General features: G+C 35.6%; 17 protein-coding genes. 16 read left to right on the plus strand and 1 reads right to left on the minus strand.

Annotation, left to right across the window (positions count from 1 at the left end):
• Positions 1 to 30 precede the first annotated feature (30 nt).
• The 10 genes from I0Q91_RS12310 to I0Q91_RS12355 all read left to right on the plus strand — a co-directional run bounded on the left by I0Q91_RS12310 (position 31) and on the right by I0Q91_RS12355 (position 5969).
• Entirely contained in the window at positions 31 to 1176 is a 1146-nt protein-coding gene (locus I0Q91_RS12310; protein WP_270454893.1) for a flagellin N-terminal helical domain-containing protein, read from the plus strand.
• A 118-nt stretch (positions 1177 to 1294) separates the two neighbouring features.
• Positions 1295 to 1690, plus strand: a complete 396-nt coding sequence (locus tag I0Q91_RS12315) for a flagellar protein FlaG (RefSeq protein ID WP_270454894.1) — start codon at positions 1295 to 1297, stop codon at positions 1688 to 1690.
• Positions 1691 to 1812: 122 nt separating this feature from the next.
• The gene (fliD, locus tag I0Q91_RS12320) at positions 1813 to 3243 is read left to right on the plus strand and encodes a flagellar filament capping protein FliD (RefSeq protein ID WP_270454895.1); all 1431 of its coding nucleotides are present in this window, start codon (positions 1813 to 1815) and stop codon (positions 3241 to 3243) included.
• A gap of 45 nt (positions 3244 to 3288) precedes the next feature.
• Complete coding sequence (fliS, locus tag I0Q91_RS12325; RefSeq protein ID WP_270454896.1) at positions 3289 to 3711, plus strand: flagellar export chaperone FliS; 423 nt, start codon at positions 3289 to 3291, stop codon at positions 3709 to 3711.
• Positions 3701 to 4081, plus strand: a complete 381-nt coding sequence (gene fliT, locus I0Q91_RS12330) for a flagellar protein FliT (RefSeq protein WP_270454897.1) — start codon at positions 3701 to 3703, stop codon at positions 4079 to 4081. Before fliS ends, fliT begins: the two co-directional genes overlap by 11 nt.
• A 62-nt stretch (positions 4082 to 4143) precedes the next feature.
• A complete protein-coding gene (locus tag I0Q91_RS12335; RefSeq protein ID WP_270454898.1) occupies positions 4144 to 4410 on the plus strand; it encodes a hypothetical protein in 267 nt (88 codons plus the stop codon).
• A complete protein-coding gene (locus I0Q91_RS12340) occupies positions 4410 to 4637 on the plus strand; it encodes a hypothetical protein (RefSeq protein ID WP_270454899.1) in 228 nt (75 codons plus the stop codon). The genes I0Q91_RS12335 and I0Q91_RS12340 overlap by 1 nt, the downstream gene beginning before the upstream one ends.
• A 22-nt stretch (positions 4638 to 4659) precedes the next feature.
• Positions 4660 to 5295, plus strand: a complete 636-nt coding sequence (locus I0Q91_RS12345; RefSeq protein WP_270454900.1) for a hypothetical protein — start codon at positions 4660 to 4662, stop codon at positions 5293 to 5295.
• An 82-nt stretch (positions 5296 to 5377) separates the two neighbouring features.
• The gene (locus tag I0Q91_RS12350) at positions 5378 to 5653 is read left to right on the plus strand and encodes a hypothetical protein (RefSeq protein WP_270454901.1); all 276 of its coding nucleotides are present in this window, start codon (positions 5378 to 5380) and stop codon (positions 5651 to 5653) included.
• A gap of 106 nt (positions 5654 to 5759) precedes the next feature.
• Positions 5760 to 5969: a hypothetical protein gene (locus I0Q91_RS12355; protein ID WP_270454902.1), complete on the plus strand. Its 210-nt coding sequence runs from the start codon at positions 5760 to 5762 to the stop codon at positions 5967 to 5969.
• 147 nt (positions 5970 to 6116) lie between these two features.
• Here the strand turns inward: I0Q91_RS12355 and I0Q91_RS12360 are convergent, their stop codons facing one another.
• Complete coding sequence (locus I0Q91_RS12360) at positions 6117 to 6581, minus strand: hypothetical protein (RefSeq protein WP_270454903.1); 465 nt, start codon at positions 6579 to 6581, stop codon at positions 6117 to 6119.
• A gap of 274 nt (positions 6582 to 6855) precedes the next feature.
• On the opposite strand from I0Q91_RS12360, the gene I0Q91_RS12365 reads away from it, so the two are divergent.
• The 6 genes from I0Q91_RS12365 to I0Q91_RS12390 all read left to right on the plus strand — a co-directional run bounded on the left by I0Q91_RS12365 (position 6856) and on the right by I0Q91_RS12390 (position 18543).
• The gene (locus I0Q91_RS12365; RefSeq protein WP_270454904.1) at positions 6856 to 7797 is read left to right on the plus strand and encodes a hypothetical protein; all 942 of its coding nucleotides are present in this window, start codon (positions 6856 to 6858) and stop codon (positions 7795 to 7797) included.
• A gap of 352 nt (positions 7798 to 8149) precedes the next feature.
• A complete protein-coding gene (locus tag I0Q91_RS12370) occupies positions 8150 to 9511 on the plus strand; it encodes an MATE family efflux transporter (RefSeq protein WP_270454905.1) in 1362 nt (453 codons plus the stop codon).
• Positions 9512 to 10044: 533 nt separating this feature from the next.
• Positions 10045 to 12300, plus strand: a complete 2256-nt coding sequence (locus I0Q91_RS12375; protein ID WP_270454906.1) for a diguanylate cyclase domain-containing protein — start codon at positions 10045 to 10047, stop codon at positions 12298 to 12300.
• A gap of 61 nt (positions 12301 to 12361) precedes the next feature.
• Entirely contained in the window at positions 12362 to 14560 is a 2199-nt protein-coding gene (locus I0Q91_RS12380) for a methyl-accepting chemotaxis protein (RefSeq protein ID WP_270454907.1), read from the plus strand.
• Positions 14561 to 14725: 165 nt separating this feature from the next.
• Positions 14726 to 16711: a methyl-accepting chemotaxis protein gene (locus I0Q91_RS12385; RefSeq protein ID WP_270454908.1), complete on the plus strand. Its 1986-nt coding sequence runs from the start codon at positions 14726 to 14728 to the stop codon at positions 16709 to 16711.
• 155 nt (positions 16712 to 16866) lie between these two features.
• Entirely contained in the window at positions 16867 to 18543 is a 1677-nt protein-coding gene (locus I0Q91_RS12390; protein ID WP_270454909.1) for a putative bifunctional diguanylate cyclase/phosphodiesterase, read from the plus strand.
• Positions 18544 to 18618 lie beyond the last annotated feature (75 nt).

The following is an 18618-nucleotide window of genomic DNA, read 5'->3' on the forward strand; positions in this document are numbered from 1 at the left end:
TAAGGAAATCATCAAGGAGGATGATTATTAATGAGAATTCAAACAAACGTAGAATCACTTAATGCTTATCGTAACCTTAACAACACTAACCGTTCAATGAGTCAGTCAATGGAAAGGCTATCATCAGGTTTTAGAATCAATAGAGCCGCTGATGATGCTGCAGGTCTTGCAATTTCTGAAAAGATGAGAGGCCAGGTCAGAGGTTTAGATCAGGCTACCAGAAATGCCCAGGACGCTAATTCAATGATCCAGACTGCTGAAGGTGCTTTAAATGAAACACATGAAATACTTCAGAGAATGAGAGAATTATCTGTTCAAGCTGCTAATGATACTAATACTGCAGAAGATCGTGCAGAAATTCAGGCAGAAGTTGATCAGTTAGCTCAGGAAATTACAAGAATTGGAGATAACACAGAATTTAATACACAAAACTTACTAGATGGTTCATTAGATAATATTTTCCAGATTGGTGCTAATGAAGGGCAAAATATTGAACTAGAAGTTGGAGATATGCGAGCAGAATCTTTAGATGTTGATGGCAATATTTTTGTCTCAGATGAAACAGATGTTAGTGATACAGATGTTACTGTATCTGCAAGAGGTGAGGGAATTGATGAAAATACAGATATATCTTTTGAAGGAGATGGAGATGAAGTAGATGGTATTGTAGTATCAGGTACTGGTGATGATCTAACAATTACTATTGAAGAAAATTTAGATGTAACATCTGAAGAAGTAAATCAAGCAATTAGTGATTTTTTTGCAGAAGAAGAAATTGATGATGTTTCATATGATGTTTCTTTTGATGGCAACTTAAGTTTAGATGATGATACTGAAGTAGGTATTGCTTTAGATGAAGAAGAGTTTGAAGGTGGCATACTTGTATCTACTCAAGGAAGTGCTGACTCAGCTATTTCAACTTTAGATGCAGCTATTGAAGAAGTATCATCACAGCGTTCAGAACTAGGTGCTGTCCAGAACAGATTAGACCATACAATCGCTAACCTTGAAGTAGCTTCTGAAAACCTACAGGCTGCTGAATCAAGAATTAGAGACGTTGACATGGCAGACGAAATGACTGAGTTCTCCAAACAGCAGATCCTAGAACAGGCTGGTACAGCTATGTTAGCTCAGGCTAACCAGGCTTCACAGTCAGTACTTCAGCTATTAGGTTAATTAGTAACTCACAATAATTAACTTATTAATAGCTAAAAGTAATTGATAACTGGTTAAAAACAGGCCGGCTCTGTAATTTTTAAGGGCCGGCCTTTTATAAAAGAAAGAGGTGAAGCTTATGCGGGTAGAAGGTACACAGAGTATTCCCGAACCGCAAAGGGGAGTAAGTGGAGCTAATGATAGACAATCTACCAGTAGGTCTGCCAGTGGAGGAAGTTCAGAGCCGACTCAGGTATCAACTGAAGATTTTATCAGAGAAGATGCCTTAAGTCAGGATGAGATCGACCAACACATGGAGGAAATAGAGCACGAATTAAAGCGACTAAATGAGACTATGCGTACTTTCGATCGTGGCTTAAACTTTGAGTTGCACGAAGATACAGGTAGACATATAGTTCAGGTAATGGATATCATAGAAGATGAAATAATTAGAGAGATACCTCCAGAAGAGGTTCTCGATATCTCAGCCAAAATCAATGAGATGATAGGCCTGGTGATAGATGTACGTATTTAAGATAATTAGCTCTTTTATCTGTTAAACGGAGGGGCTGGCACGAACGGCCCTTCCCTTGAACAGATAAAACTAAGACAATGTTAATATAAATTTCAGGCAAAATTTTAAAAGAGGTGAGTATAATGGTAACAGGTATATCAATGACAGGTATGGCATCAGGCATGGATACTGATGAGATAGTTAATGAATTGATGCAGCTAGAAAGAGTACCTATCCAGAGAATGGAATTTGAGAAAGAAGAGATATCAACTATTCAGGAACAGTGGCAGACAGTCAATCAACAACTTCAGGGTCTTAAAGGTAGCTTTGATGATCTTGCCAGTAGAAGCATATATAATGATATGTCAGCAAGTTCAACCAATGAAGATGCAGTATCTGTCTCTGCTGATTCATCCGCTGATGCCGGTAACTATGCAATCAATGTCGAACAACTTGCCCAGGCCCACTCTGTCTATGGTGTAAAATTTGAAAGTGGCTCTGAACCAATAAATAGTGAAGAAAACCAGGAAACAGGAGTAACTATTTCAGGTGATGAAACCTTTACAATCGGTTTTGACGGCCATGATGCAGAAGATCATATTGAAATTGATCTATCAGATATTGATAAAGCAGCCGATGAAATAACTCTAAGAGATATCAGAAGTCTTATCAATCAACAGCCAGATCTTGAAGCTACAGCAACATTAGTAGATAATAGGCTGGTCATAAATAGTGATAATACCGGTGAAGAGTTCGAGATGGTATTTCAGGATACTGAAGGCTCATTGCTCCAGGATATCGGTATAATAGGTGATGATAACACTATGCAGGCAGCCCAGGATGCCATTTTTTCAATTAATGGCTTAGAAGGGATTACAAGCAGCACCAATCAGGGAATAAGTGATGTAATTGATGGTGTAACTATTGATTTACACAGTGCGACAGAAAGCCCTGCTAATGTTAGTGTCGGTCAGGATACTGAAGCCATCGGTGAAAGAGTCCAGCAGTTTGTTGAGCAATACAATGAGGCCCAGACCTTCATGCATGAACTCGGTAAAGAAGACGGGCTCCTCCAGGGTGATGGCACCTTAAGAAGACTCCAGTCATCTCTAAGAAGAAATATCACTAATGATGTTGGCTTAGCCGATAATGAATTCAATAATATCCAGTCATTGGGTATCGAGATAGATGATGAAGGCAATATGGAATTCAATCCAGGTGATCTTGAAACTGCACTCAGAGAAGATCCTGAAGCAGTCGAAAATTTCTTCAGAGCCAGAGAAAGTGATCATGGTGCCGATGGTCTTGCCAGGAGAATGAGCAGCTTTGTAGAAGAATATGTCCGTTTCGGTGGAGGCCGGACCGGAGGTATCTTAAATAGACAGGACCAAAACTTCGATTCCCAGATGGATAGAATCGATAGAAGAATCGAACAGAGAATGGAAAGAATGGAGCGAAGAGAGCAGACAATGCAGCGACAGTTTGCTAGAATGGAGACAGCTCTTAATGAAATTCAGGCCCAGGGCGGTTGGCTCCAGGGTCAGTTACAGAATCTTGGCTTACAACAGGGATAATTAATATAAATAATGTAATGAAATAATTCAGGAGGTAATCAACCTATGACTAATTATAAAGCATCTGAGCAGTATGCCCAGACTAAAATCCAGACAGCCAGCGGTGGCGATTTAGTTGTCATGCTCTATCAGGGCTGCATTAAATTTATGAGACTTGCCAAAAAGAGTATGGAAGAAGATAATATTCATAATACCAATGAATATCTTATCCGCTCCCAGGATATCATCATGGAGCTTTTGACAACCCTTGATGGTGAAAAAGGTGGCGAAGTTGCAACTAATCTGGCAGCCTTATATGAATATATGTATCGTGAACTCATCCAGGCCAATATGAAAAAAGATCCTGAAAAGATCGATCAGGTAGAAAGCATGATGCTAGAATTACTGGAAGCCTGGAAAGAAGCCGTCAAACAGGACCGCAAAGAAAACGGACGTGACAGACTGGATGTAATGACCGGTGGAAGATAAGATTAAGAAAGTCCTCCAGGGATATTACAAACTTTATGAAATAACTGAACGCCAGCATGACCATATCAAAGACGAAGATATGGACAAACTTGCTGAAACCATAGAAGAGCGAGCCAAATTAATAGCCGAACTCGATAGCTTTGACCTAAATGATCTAATAGCCAAAGCCAACGACCCGGCCACAGCCGAATCAGAATTCACAAAAATACTAAACAAACTAGTTGCCCTTGAAGAAAAAAACGAGAAGCTCCTAGCAGAAAAACACCAGGACAACATAGAAGATTTAGGCAAGATCAAACAGGGCAGAAAGCGTGATGCTGAGTATGGCCTAAAACAGGAAAAGGCCCGAGTCATCGACTCTAAAGGCTAACCAATAGTTTCTAATCAGCCGGAGAAATCCGGCTTTTCGTCATATAATTGAGGACTGATATTATGAGAAAAGATCACGACTGGCTACTGGATATAATTAAATCTGCCAGGCAAAAGATCAATAAGAGAATAAAAAGGCTTAAAGCTAAACTAGGCCTGGTTAAAAAGCAGAAGAAAGAATTAGCTGAGACAGAATTAAAGCTAAGAAGTATGCGAGCTATAGCCACTAAAATCAGAGATGAAGACCTTGATGACTCAGAACAGAAACAACTTGTTGCAAGATTCAATGATCTCCAGAAAGAGATTCAACAAAGAGAGGGTTTTATATAATGAAAGTTGAATTAGAAGAAGTAAAAAATTATAAAAATATTGATGAATTTATTTTTAGAGTAAAAGAAGATATAAAATCAAACTGTGGTTCTAATATTTTTCATATTAAGACTAATAAGGATATGTTTATGATAAATAAAGAAATAACAAGCTGTATTGATGCAAAACAACAAAAATTTATTTTATCAGCAATGAAAAAATATATTATAGATTATTATAGAAACTAATGTTAGAAAGGCGTGAATATTAATGGAAATTTATATTAACAACGAAAAGGTCGATAGCGATAAATATATTGGCGGTAATCTCTCCGCTATCTTACAGGAAATCAACAAAAGCCTTGACGAAAAGGTAGTCAAAGAGGTTATCTGTGACGGTCAGGAGCTAAACCCTAATAACCTTGAAGCCAATCCCAAGCTGTCTGAAATAGATAAGCTAGAAGTTTCAACAATTAAAGTCCAGGATCTCATCAAGCAGACAATGGCTGATCTCCAGGAATACCTGCCAAAGGTCATTAAAGGCTTCAAACAGGCAGCAGCCCAGCTCAAACTAGGCAACCAGGCCAACGGCTATGAGATCCTCAACTATGCCCTGCAGGGGCTCCGCTGGTCAATGGATGTCATGTCCCATGGCTCAACCCTATCAGGTAACGAGAAGCTAATGGAACGCTTTAATGAGACCAGCCAGAGCCTTAATACCATGCTCAACTCAGTCAGAGACAGAATAGATAGCGGCAACAGCGACGAGTTGGTAACAATCATCAGCGAAAGCTTCCAGCCAGAACTGGACAGACTCCAGGCCATGGCCGATGAACTAGCCCACCATTATGACGTCGAAGAAGTTGAACCCCAGGTCGATGACGACTTAATCGACAAAGAGAAATAGGCTTATTATCTATTTTTAAGGTCATTAATATTATAGTCATTTAATAAGAGAAGCTTTAAGAAAACTAAAAAAGGTGATATTTATGCTATATCTATTACCAGTAGTTATTGCTCTTATAATAACAATGATGTCCGCCAGTCGCTCAGAAGATAGGCTTTACAGAATTGTAGAGGAAAACCTCCATGGCAGAACTGAAAAGAAATTAAATTTTAAAGCTATCTTTAAATACATTGGGGTATTCTTAATTATTACAGCCCTGCTATATCTAGCTATAATTATTGCCCCAATTGTTTTTGGAATAGTCATCATAGGAGCAGTTCTTTCCTCCTTAAGGTTTGGCATTTTCTTTAGAATTTAAGCTAAACTTATTATTTACAGGTCAGAATATGCTAGGTTTAAATTATTCATCTTAAAAATTATCAACTTAAAATCATAGCTATTAACTCAGGAGGTGGCATAGAACCATGGAAATGAGCAGTGTCAACCAGCAGCAGATGGCAAGTGTTCAACAGGCATTATCAACAATGACTCTAGACCAGTCAATGAACCGGTCCGAAGCTACAATGGACAAACTCATGGAAGGCATGCAGGAGATGAGCCAGGAAATCCAGCAGGTCCAGAACAACGCCACCGGCCAGGGCAGCCAGGCTGTCCACGTCGATTTCCGAGTATAATTTGGCTTTATATAATATGCTTTCCAAACAATCTAAATTTAAAAATAATTTAAATAAGGTTTCTTGTTATTGGATTTAACATTGTTAAAAGAGTTGAGTTTAAATAGAAATACTAAAACCCTCACAAATTATGTGAGGGCTTTAATATTAAAATGGTAATGATACTAGAGTAATTTTGTTATTTGGAGCCTCAAATGAAGCTAAATATCCAGCACCAGAAACTGATCTTTGCGCAGCATGAGTTAATAAAGGTGCTTGAGCTGGATGTCTAAAGTCTGAAAAGAAGATTGTAGAATCTTCGGCTTTTCCTGATCCAGTCCATACTCTGTTTCCATCTTGATCGAGAGCTTCACTATCAACATAAACAGTTGTTGTTGATTGAGTTATACCCACAATAGGCCATAATGGTAAAATTAATATTAACCAATTAAATGATCTATCATACTCAACGCCAGACTGGTAAATATTTATATCAAAATCAACATCCTGACCTGGTCCTAAAACATTTAAGTTTTGTCTGGCTAATTCTCGATCAACTCGTTCTCTTAAAGATTCTGTTTCTGATTCGTCTTCTAAATTAATAGTATTAATGGCAACATTACTAGCGGCCATTGAAGATGGAAATAATAAGACTGGAATAGTAAAAATTAATAAAGTTAATATAAAAGTTTTCTTAATAATGGTTACCCCTCCTATGTTTTGGAAATATTAAATCTTAATATATGTATTCATGATAAGTTTAAAAACTCCTTTTTTTATTTAAAATAATTCACCAATTTAATGTTTTTTAGAAAATATTGCAGGAGATTAGCAACTATTAGATAAATGTATAAATGATAAGCATATTTTTAGGAGGTTTAATTAAAATACATAGGGGGCATTGAAATTGAAGAAAATAATATCTATTAGTTTAATGATCTTATTGGTTTTAACATTCATGTCTATCGATTTAAAAGCTAGTGGAGTTATTGATGGTTATGAAGTTTTTGGCGGTATTTTTTATACCAGAACCAATATGACTGAACTTGTTGAAGATTATCAGGAATATTTTGAGTTCATTGAAGAAAATTATGAGAACATTGAAGAAAACTTAGAATTTTTATATGATGGGGATATTGAAGGGTCAGAGCATGTTAATTATAGATTTAATAGCAATGTAAGTAGTCCTACATCACCAATTGGTTCTCCAGGTTTTTATATTGGCATTGCAAATAAAACTGAGGCTGGACATAGCGCTATGATTAGTTATGAAAGGTTCAATATTAATGTAAGTGGTAATGCAAATTATGATTTATGGATAGAAGTTGAAGAAGAGGCATTAGAGGATGATCCAGATTATACTGAAGTAGAGTTCAGTGAGGATTATGAGATTAGCATTAACACTGATCTTACAGTGAACAGTGCTATTGGAAGCTATAAATTCCCTTTATTCACCGAAACAGAAACCGAGATCGGTCATTTCCTTGAATACTTTACAGTGAATCTTGGTGGAGGCTATTATTGGGGTGACGGTAAATACAATTTAAGTGTTTATAATAAAACCACAATGGAAGGAACTGATGGTGACGGAGATCCTATTGATGAAGAAGAAATTAGTGACGAAGAATTTAGTGCTGATTTAACCTTAGAAGGTGCTGTAGGGTTTAAAGTTGGGGCTGGATTTGAAGTCCCAGTTGATAATAATCTTGATGTATTTGGAGATTTTTATTATAGAAGGTTAGAGATGGAGATTGCTTTTGATCAGGATAATGACGAAGAAATTTTTGAGGGAACAGAAGAAGATTTTTCAGGTTTAGAATTTAGAACTGGGATTAGTTATACTTTCTAAAATTAATTGTCCTAACTAGAAATTAGATTTAGTTAATTAAATTATATATTTAAAAGTATTGCAGGGAGCTCTTAATAGGAGCTTCCTTTCTAGATTTAAAATAATTGATCTATTATTTACTATTTTTAATTTAAAATTTATTATAGAGATATTTTAGTCAAGTCCATATTTGTAGCCTGACTGGAGATATTATTAGTTAATGCAAAGAAGCTGAGAGAATAGAAGAGCTTAATGAAGGATAAAGAATATTAATTGTTGAGAGGATAACCTGAGTAGTTTGCAGAACTAAAGATATTAATATATAATAGTTATCAAAACATAAATATATAATCAATTAGAAAGAAGGGTTATCTTGAAAGTCGCAAAAACTAATAAGCAAGAAATAATTGATCAACCGATTTTACCTACTTTGATAAAGCTTTCATGGCCGATTATTATTGGCCAGGGTATGCATTTAATGTATCAACTGGCAGATACTTTTTGGGTAGGTAGGTTAGGCGCAGAATATTTAGCAGCCATGTCGCTGGCATTTCCATTATTATTGGTGGTTTATTCAGTCGGCGCAGGCTTTTCAATCGCAGGTGTTTCTCTAGTTTCACAGTATACAGGAGCAGGCAGGCCTAAAATGGCTAGTAAAGCTACTGGACAGATATTTACATTGGCAATATTTCTTTCAATTATATTTACAGCAGCAGGAATTTATTTTAGTGAAGAACTATTTCTTTTGATTGGAGCAGAAGAGGATGTTTTACCGCTGGCCCTGGAATATTTTAGAATCTATGTATCAGGAATTCCGATAATCTTTATTTATTTTATCTTCTCATCGGTTTTAGAAGGTATTGGAGATACAATAACTCCGATGAAGATCAAATTAGTTACAGTTATTTTAAATATTGTTCTGGATCCCTTTTTGATTTTTGGCTGGTTTTTCTTTCCAGAATTAGGGATTGGCGGAGCTGCATTAGCAACTGTGTTATCAAGATTGGTTGCAGGTATAATTGGAATCTACATAATGTTTTGGAATAAAACAGAGTTAAAATTAGAACTCTGGCATTTAAAGCCAGAACCTAAAATGATCAAGAGAATTATAAGAATTGGAACACCAGCTGCTCTTGGAGATTCTGCAATGGCAATTGCTTTATCATTAATGACTGCACTGGTGGCTAACTTTGGAACGATTACAGTTGCAGCCTGGGGTATAGCCAATCGGGTCACTTCGGCTATTAGAATGCCAGCCTTTGGTATGGGCAGAGCAACTAGCGTTATGGTTGGTCAATATCTTGGAGCTGAACAACCTGATGAAGCAGGTAAGGTTTCGTGGATGAGTGCAGGAATAACTATTTTATTTATGGTTGGCTTAGCAATAGTGTTATTATTTATATCCCCTAATATAATGGCAGTTTTTACTGGAGATATGGATGTTATAAAAGTTGGCACAGAATATCTGCAGATTGCCGGGTTTGCATATACCTTTCTAGCTGCCCAGATTGTTCTAAGTGGAGCTTTAAATGGAGCAGGCAAATCATTATCGCAGACTATTTTTAGACTGCTTTCACTCTGGGTTTTTCAACTACCTATAAGTTATCTATTATCAACAACTTTAGGATTTGAACAATCCGGGGTATGGTGGGGAATTTTAATTGCTAAATTTATGGGAGTATTAGTCCTTTCTGTCTGGTTTAGGAAAGGAACCTGGAAAACAAGAGAAATATAAACTGTCTTATAAGCCCTATAATCACCTAATAACAACCTGATAGCATTAGAATAGGCGGTTTTTGCAAGCTGCACTAATGTAATATTTTGAGAATTATGATATAATTCAACCAGAATATAAAGAATGCAGGTGATGAGTTAAGTATAAGAAATTAACCCCATGATGAACTATTTAAAGCAGTTTTAAAGGTCCAGAGTCAGCCAGATATTTTATTAAAAGTTATTTGCCAGAAGATGTCTTTAATAATACAGAATTAAAATACCCTCAGGGTTAATTCCCTGAGGGAATTTTATATATTATTTAGTTGTTATTTAAATTTTTCTGCTGCAAGTGTTATCGACTGGTATTATACTAAAGAATGAAAATTAAATATTTATAGTGTAATACCTGCAATATAAAGAGTATATGAGAGATAATTCTATTTAATGACATCTAATAACATCTAAAGCTGGTTAACAATAATAATTATTCTGACGATATAAATATCACAAGGATACAAATTGATAAGTAGCTAGGAATTGAGGGGTTTTTAAATGATTGGAGAAAATAATCTACATAAAAGAGCATTAAATAATATCTCAGAAATAGTATTTTATTTAGATAAAGATTTAAAAATAATCTGGGCCAACCAGACAGCTATCGACTATTTTGATAAAGATTTAACCAGTCTAAAAGGGCAAAAATGTTATGAAAAATGGGGCTGGAAAGATAAATGTGATAGTTGCCCGGTGATCAGAGCCAATAAATCAAAGACAGCAGAAGAAGGGATAATGAAAAAAGTAAATAATCAAATCTGGCAAATGAAAGCAATTCCAGTATTTAATAATTCAAAAGAACTAGATGGTTTTATTGAAATAGCCTCAGACCTTAAACCTGTTAAAAACTTGCAGGAAGAACAGGCTAAATACGAAGAAATCTATAATGCTAAAGAGTATATTCAAGTTATCGATGAAGCTATTAAGCAAAAAAGGCTGCTGGAAATGAATAAGTTCTTTGTTGATAATGCAGATATCTTGATATTTAGGGTATCACCTGATGGCATTATAAAATATGCCAATCAAACTGCCCTTGATAGTTTGGGATATTCAGAAGCAAAACTTGAATATTTATCTGTTGATAGCTTTATTCCAGAGGATGAATATATTCCAAGAGATAAGTTCTGGAAAGCTATTAAAATTAGTGGGAGTTTAACATATGAGAGCAATTTTATCACAAAAACCGGAGATAGTTTTCCTGTGGAGATAACCAGTCAATACTTTGAATATGAAGGTAACGAATATGAATTTGTTTTTGCTAAGGATATCTCAGTTAGAAAAAGTTATGAAGTGATAATAAAAGAACTCAATAAAGTGGCAGTTGAGTTCAATCAACTTAAAAATGAAGCAGAAATTTTTAAAAAAACAATTGAAACTGCAAAAAGTATTTTAAAATTTGATTTATGTGGAATCGCCCTGGCCAAAGGCGATAGATTTGTTCCAGCAGGAGTTTCAGAAAAAATAGATTTCGATTTTTTACCAATAAATCATGGGATTATAGGTAAAGCTTATAAGAACAATAAAAGTTACTTAAATACAGATATAGATAACAATCCTGAGGCAAAACCAACTAGAAACACCTATAAATCTGGCATTGTTATACCAATGCAGGATGTTGGAGTTTTCCAGGTTGTTTCGGACAAAAAATCTGCTTTTAACCAGAGAGACCTTGAGTTTGCTGAAATTTTAATTGCAAGTACTCAGGCAGCTTTAGAAAGAGTTTATCATCAGCAAAAGCTCAATTATAAAACCTTTCATGATAGTTTAACTGATCTATATAACCGAAGTTTTTTTGAAGAAGAGCTAAAAAGACTTGATACAAAAAGACAGTTACCGCTAAGTATCATCATGGCAGATTTAAATGGATTAAAGATCATCAATGACAGCTATGGCCATGAAAAGGGTGATGAAATACTAATAAAAGCTGCTGAAATTTTAAAGGATTCCCTGAGAGACGAGGATATTCTGGCAAGGCAGGGTGGCGATGAATTTGCAGTTTTATTGCCGAAAACCAGCAGTGATAAGCTAGATAAAATTATTAAAAGAATCCAGGCTAAAATATCTTTAGAAAATCAAAAAGAAGATCTACCAATATCTATCGCTCTGGGCTCAGCTACTAAGGAAAGTTCTGAACAGAATATAAATGATATCTTCAAAGAAGCAGATGACAATATGTATCAGAATAAGCTTTTAGAGAGTAGAAGCAGCAAGAATAGTATAGTCCAGGGCCTCTTAAATACATTAAGTGCTAAGAGCGATGAAACTAAAGAACATGCTATTAGAATGACAGGACTGGCCTTTAATTTCGGCAGTAAGCTAGGATTATCTAACTCTGAACTAAATAAATTATCGCTATTAGCTACCATGCATGATATCGGGAAAACTTCAATCTCTGAAGAAATTTTAAATAAACCAGGCAGCTTAAGCGACAGAGAATGGGAGATCATAAAAAAGCATTCAGAGCAGGGCTATAAGATAGCCTCGGCAACATCAGAGTTTTCTATAATAGCAGAAGATATACTGGCCCACCATGAGCGCTGGGATGGCAGCGGTTATCCGAGGAAATTAGCTGGCAAAGATATTCCTGAATTAGCCAGAATAATTTCAATAATAGATGCCTATGATGTTATGACAAACAAAAGAAGTTATAATCAGCCTATGAATAAAGGTGAGGCTCTCGAGGAAATCAGTTACTGTGCTGGTAGTCAATTTGACCCGGAATTAGCAAATGAATTTATCAAAATGATGAAGTAATAATTGGGGATATATTTATCAATTAATTAATATAGCTAAAAACAAACAAGGGGGAAAGCAGATGTTATTAAAAAGATTATCTATTAAAGGTAAGATTTCATTGGCTGTAATTGTTGTTATTCTAATCCTGGCAGGGGTATTAAGCTTTTATTCGATCAATCAGACAGATAATATTGTTATGGGTGAAGAAGAATCTAGTCTTTATGCAGTTGGAGACTTTCTCCAATCCAAGATGAACGATCAGCTACATGCAGCTAGAATGAGTGTTTTAAGCATTTCTAATAATCCTGAGATTCAGGAGCTCTTCGCGGAAAGAGATAGAGCAGAATTAATTGTTAGATTAGAACCTGTTTTTAACGAGCTTTCAGATGATGTTGCCCAGATACAGTTCCATGAGCCTGATTCAACCTCATTTTTAAGATTACATAGTCTTGATAACTATGGAGATGATCTTAGTGATTTCCGTGAAACAGTAAACCAGGCCAACCGCAATCAAGAATTAGTTTTAGGTTTAGAAGAAGGCCGAGGTGGATTTGGCTTTAGAGTAGTTACTCCAATGTTTTATGATGGTGACCATACTGGAACTGTTGAGTATGGATCTGCTTTTGATGATGAGTTTTTAAATACTGTCCAGGCTGAGATGGCCGGAGATTATTTCATCTATATATTCGAAGATGTTGCCGGAGTGGCCTGGGATGCAGTTGATGATGGCCTGCTCGGCTCTACAACAGCAGATGATTGGCAGGTAGATGATACAGAAATTGAACAGGCTAGAAATGGCGAAAGGGTATTTACTCTTTCAGAAGATAACAACTACAGGATCTTACTTGAGCCCTTTGAAGATTTTCAGGGCAGAAATATGGGTTATATAAAAGTAGTTCAGGATAGGCAGGAGATTGTTGCTCAGGCCTCTGCAGTAACTAGAAATATGCTTTTTATTGCAATCTTAGGTATTTTAATTGCAGGTTTATTAACATTCCTATTAATCAAAAAGCAGCTTGAGCCATTAAATAAATTTCAAAGTCTATTTGCTGACATGGCTTTAGGAGATCTAACCCAATCATTCCCTATCCAGGAAGTTAACTGCTCAGAGATGATGGATTGTGGCCGCGAGGAATGTCCTGATTATTCTAAAGACGGAGTTGTTTGCTGGTTTGATGTAGGTAGTTATGCCCCTGAGTTTGGTCAGGAAATTCACTGTCCAAAGATCTCCTCAGGCGAATATGATTCCTGTGAAGAATGTATTGTTTACAAAACAGTTAATACAGATGAAATTCAGACATTAGGTGCCTGGTTCAATAAATTTACTGATAATATTAATAATGCAATCGGCAAGGTCCAATCAACAACAACTGAATTATCAGCATCTAGCCAGGAGTTATCCGCCAATAGTGAAGAAATATCAGCTTCAGCCCAGGAAGTTAGCAGGGCCGTAGAAGAGGTTGCCTCAGGAGCTGAAGAACAGGCTGCCCAGGTAGACCAGACAACAGAAATGATGGAAGATCTCAATAATCAGATCGACTCTGTCAGTGAGAAAGCTAATATTATGGGTGAGCAGGCTGAAAAAGCCAACCAGGAAATAGCAGAGGGCAATCAGGCTGTTAATATTACCAGCAACCAGGTGCAAAAGGTTGTTAATGATCAAAAAGAAGCTACAGCCATGGTTGATGAGTTAAGCGATCTTTCAGATCAGATCGGTGAAATAGTTAGTATGATCAATAACATCGCTGAACAGACCAATCTCCTGGCTTTAAATGCTGCAATTGAGGCAGCTAGAGCTGGTGAAGCCGGTAGAGGTTTCAGTGTTGTTGCAGAAGAGATTAGAGAGCTAGCAGAAGAGTCATCTAAAGCAACCAATGAAATAGATGATCTAATCAAACAGATTCAGAATAAAGTCAGTGCGACAACAGAGGTTATGAACCAGTCAGAAAAAGCAGTTATGGAAAGCGCCTCAGCTATCGAGACAACTGAAAAGAGTTTTGCCGAGATAGACGAGGTTGTCAATAGACTAACTGATCTTATTACTGAAGTAGTCGGCAATGCTGCAGAGATGTCACAATATAGTACAGATGTAAAAGCAGCTATGAATGAAATCGCAGAAGTTAGCCGGGAATCTTCAGCTCATACTGAAGAAGTTTCAGCATCTAGCCAGGAACAGTCTGCTTCAACCCAGGAAGTTGTTAAAGTATCTGAAGAACTAGCTGAAATGGCAGTCAGACTCCAGGACATAACCGAACAATTTAAACTAAATGACAATTAAAACTATTTATAAAAAATATGATAATAAAAAAGCTCACCAGGCTAGTCCCTGGTGAGTTTATTTAAGTTAATCAGATTACAGTAGAACTCTGGATAGTATTTGTAATATATGTTATAATAGCAACGGTTTACTATTTAATTACATATATAATTTTGGGGGAATTCGATGTTTAAAAGTATTAAGACAAGACTTGTTGTTTTTATTGGTCTTCTTATTTTATTATTAATTGCTGGAAGTTCATTTTATTCATTTAGACAGTCTAGAGATATTTTAGATGACACTCTAAGATCCGAAGCTTTAAATAGTGCCAGAAGGTCAGTTGAAACCATAAACCTCTGGTCTGAAGAAAAGGGAAAAATCATACAGAATCTATCATACTTGGATAGCATCAAGAGTATGGACTGGGATAGACAATATGATGATCTCCTGGAAATGGCCAGGGATGATGACCAAATTGAATCACTCTTTGTTGTTGAACCAGACGGTACAATGAGAGATACCAATCAATATGAAACCAATGTCAGCGATCAGTCATATTTTCAGTCAGTAACTGCTGATAAAGAACAGGTATTCTCTGAACCAACAGAAAGTTTTGAGACTGGCAGACCAATAACTATTATTGCTAGCCCGGTTTTTAATGATGATGAATTTGTCGGAATCGTTGGTGGCGTCGTTGCCCTTGATATTCTTCGTGAATTAACTGCAAATATGGATATCAGTGGCCATGGTTACGGAATGATAGTTGATCAGAATCAGAATATAATTGCCCACCCTGAAGCTGACTATCTTGGCAACCAGGATATTTATTCCGATCTTGGAGACGAATTTTATAATCTTGTAAGTGAAAGTTTCCAGGAATCAGAAGGTTATGGTACATATCAATTTGAAAATGAAGACTGGGATTTAGCATATGCAACTGTGGATAACACTGACTGGACTGTATTTTTAACCGCCAGCCAGGCAAATTTATTTGCACCTCTTGATATTATCAGAAATAGCAGTTTCGCAACCGGTTTAATTGCAATCCTTTTAGGGATCATAGTCAGTTATCTTATTGCCAGAATGATTGTCAATCCAATAATATCTGTTAATAATCTGGCTCAAAAAATTGCCGGAGGTAACTTAACAGAACGGGTTAATTTAACTGATTTTAATGTTCAAAAAGAGGATGAAATTGGCCAGTTATTAACTGCAATTAATAAGATGGTCGAAAATTTACAGGATACTGTTAGACCTGTTCAAAAGGCAGCTGAGAACTTATCATCAACCAGTAGAGGCCAGGCTGAAGCTGGTGCCCAGGTTGAAAGATCAGCTGAAGAGGTTGCAACTGCCATTCAAAATGTGGCCTCAGGTGCTGAAGAGCAGTCGGCCCAGATCGATGAAATGGAGACAATCTTTACAGACTTGAGTAATCAGATTAGTAGAACAGGTGATATGGCAGAAAACATGTCTGCTAAAGCCGATAAAGTGGTTGAAAATGTTGAGAAAGGGAGCAACTCTGTTGATAATTCAGTTGAATCAGTAAATAATGTGAAGTCAGATGCAGGCGAAGTAGCTGAAATTATAAATGATTTAGGAGAAACAAGTAATGAGATTGGCGATATAATTGAAATCATAAGTAGTATAGCCAGTCAAACTAATTTGCTTGCTCTAAATGCTGCAATTGAGGCTGCCAGAGCAGGTGAAGCTGGCCGTGGTTTTAGTGTTGTTGCTGAAGAAATTCGCCAGCTAGCAGAAGAATCAGCATCAGCCACTGAAAAGATTAATAATCTAATAGTTGATATCCAGGAGAATGCTGAGAAAGCTAATGATAAGATGGATGCTAGTGTCGGGACTGTGGAATCCAGCGTCAGTGCCATCAAGGAGACTGGTGAAGTCTTTAATGATATTAAAAAGGCTGTTTTTGAGCTTGATCAATTAATTGAAAAAGTCACAGAAGAGGCCAGGGATATGGATCAAAATAGTGTGCAGTTAGAAACAGCTGTCGGTGATATTTCAAAAGTTAGTGAAGAGGCAGCCAGTAATGCAGAAGAAGTTGCAGCTTCCAGCGAGGAACAGATCGCTTCAACTGAAGAAATTATCTCTTTTGCCGAAGAATTATCAAGAATGTCTGAAGAATTAGAGGAAACTATTAATAAATTCGAGATCTAAAGAGAGAAACTGCCAGCCAGGCATTCATATTGATAACTGCTAAGTAATTAACTTTAATTTTAAAATGAGATAAAAATTATTGTTTTATTGTCTTAAAAAGTTAAAAGTTTAAGTTAAATTTTATGTAACAATTAAATTAGGGAGAGATTTTTTATATGTTGGTAAAGGATTTATCGTTTTATACTCACTGGCTGGTAACAAAATGGAGAGATCCAGGTAGAAAAACAAAAACTTATAGCTTAGCAATTATCATTTTAATATTTCTGATTTCAGCAGGCGGAATATATTTAATCGGGAGATATTATTCTGATAGTTATATTTATATGCATAGCATGCATTTGCCAATTATTTTATCTGCTATTATTTTTAGATCAAAGGGAGGCGTAATAGCTGGCTTTATTGCTGGAATGATTTTTGCCCCAATAATTCCAATAGATTTTGGGCTGGATTTACTAAGAGCCAGAGTTGGCTGGCTTTTAAGAACAAGTTTTTTTATGGCGGAAGGTATGATTGCTGGCGTTACCTTTGAAATTCTTCATTATCAATTTAATAAATTAGAAGAGTCATCATATCATGATCCTTCATCTGGGTTGCCAAATAAATTATTTTTATTTAATAAACTTAAAGAGATTCAGCAGGAAGATGAAATTACTGACTATAAATTAGTTTTAATAAATATAAAAAATTATTCTGAGGCTATTAATAATTTCGGTCATGGTAAAACAGTTGAGTTTAATCAGGCTATAGCAGGAAAAATTAAAGGTAATTTTAACCAGGTGAACAATGTTTATAATATCTACAATGAAAATTTTGTTGTTATTTATAATGAAGACTCTCACAATAATTCTTTAATAGATTTAATTAAACTTCTAGAAAATGAATTTAATCAATCATTTGAGTTTAATGATTTACCAGTATATCTTGAAACATATTTTTCAGTTACTTCAATAGAAAATAAGTTAAATCCAGAAGAACTATTCCAGAATGTCTATTTAGCATTGAAAGAAGCCAGGGATTCAAATCAGACTTTAATAGAGTATAAGAATGATTATAGAGAGAAAGAAGAAAATAACTTAATATTATTAGGTGAGATAAAAGACTCTATCCAGAATGATGATTTTTTCCTTAAATATCTGCCTAAATTAGATTTGAAAAACAATGAGATTATTGGAGCTGAGGCACTAATACGCTGGAATCATCCTGAAAAAGGCCAGATATCGCCAGGATTATTTATTCCTCAAGTAGAAAAGACAGCTCTTATCAATGATTTAACATATTGGGTTGTAAAAAAATCCTGTCAGGAATTAAATCAACTAAAAGAAGCTGGTATCGATATCAATATTTCAATAAATATAACTCCAAGAAACCTATTGGATAATAATTTTATTGACAATTTGTTTAAGATCATTTCAAACCATGATCTTAGACCTGCAGATTTTGATTTAGAACTTACTGAAACAGATATCATGCAGGATATTGATACCGCTGCAATAAAACTTTCAGAGTTAAGTCAGGCTGGCTTTAATATTTCTCTGGATGATTTTGGTACAGGTTATTCATCACTTTCTTATTTAAAAGAATTACCATTTAATAGCTTAAAAGTTGATCAAATATTTATTAAGGATATTTATCAAAAACCTAAAAGTAAGGAAATTGTTTCTGCTGCAATAAAGTTAGGCCATATAATTGGCTGTCAGGTAGTAGCAGAAGGTGTCGAAACAGAGCAAACTATAACAGAGCTTAATTCCCTTAAATGTGATTATATTCAGGGTTTTTATATTACGGAACCTTTAGTTATAGCTGATTTTATTGACTGGCATCATAATTATTAAATATATTTCAAATTATGCAGGAATAAATAGGATTAACGAGAAGAATAATTATTAAGGGAAAGTTTATAAATTGTT

It is taken from the genome of Halonatronomonas betaini (genome assembly GCF_015666175.1).
Taxonomy (GTDB): Bacteria; Bacillota; Halanaerobiia; order Halanaerobiales; family Halarsenatibacteraceae; genus Halonatronomonas; species Halonatronomonas betaini.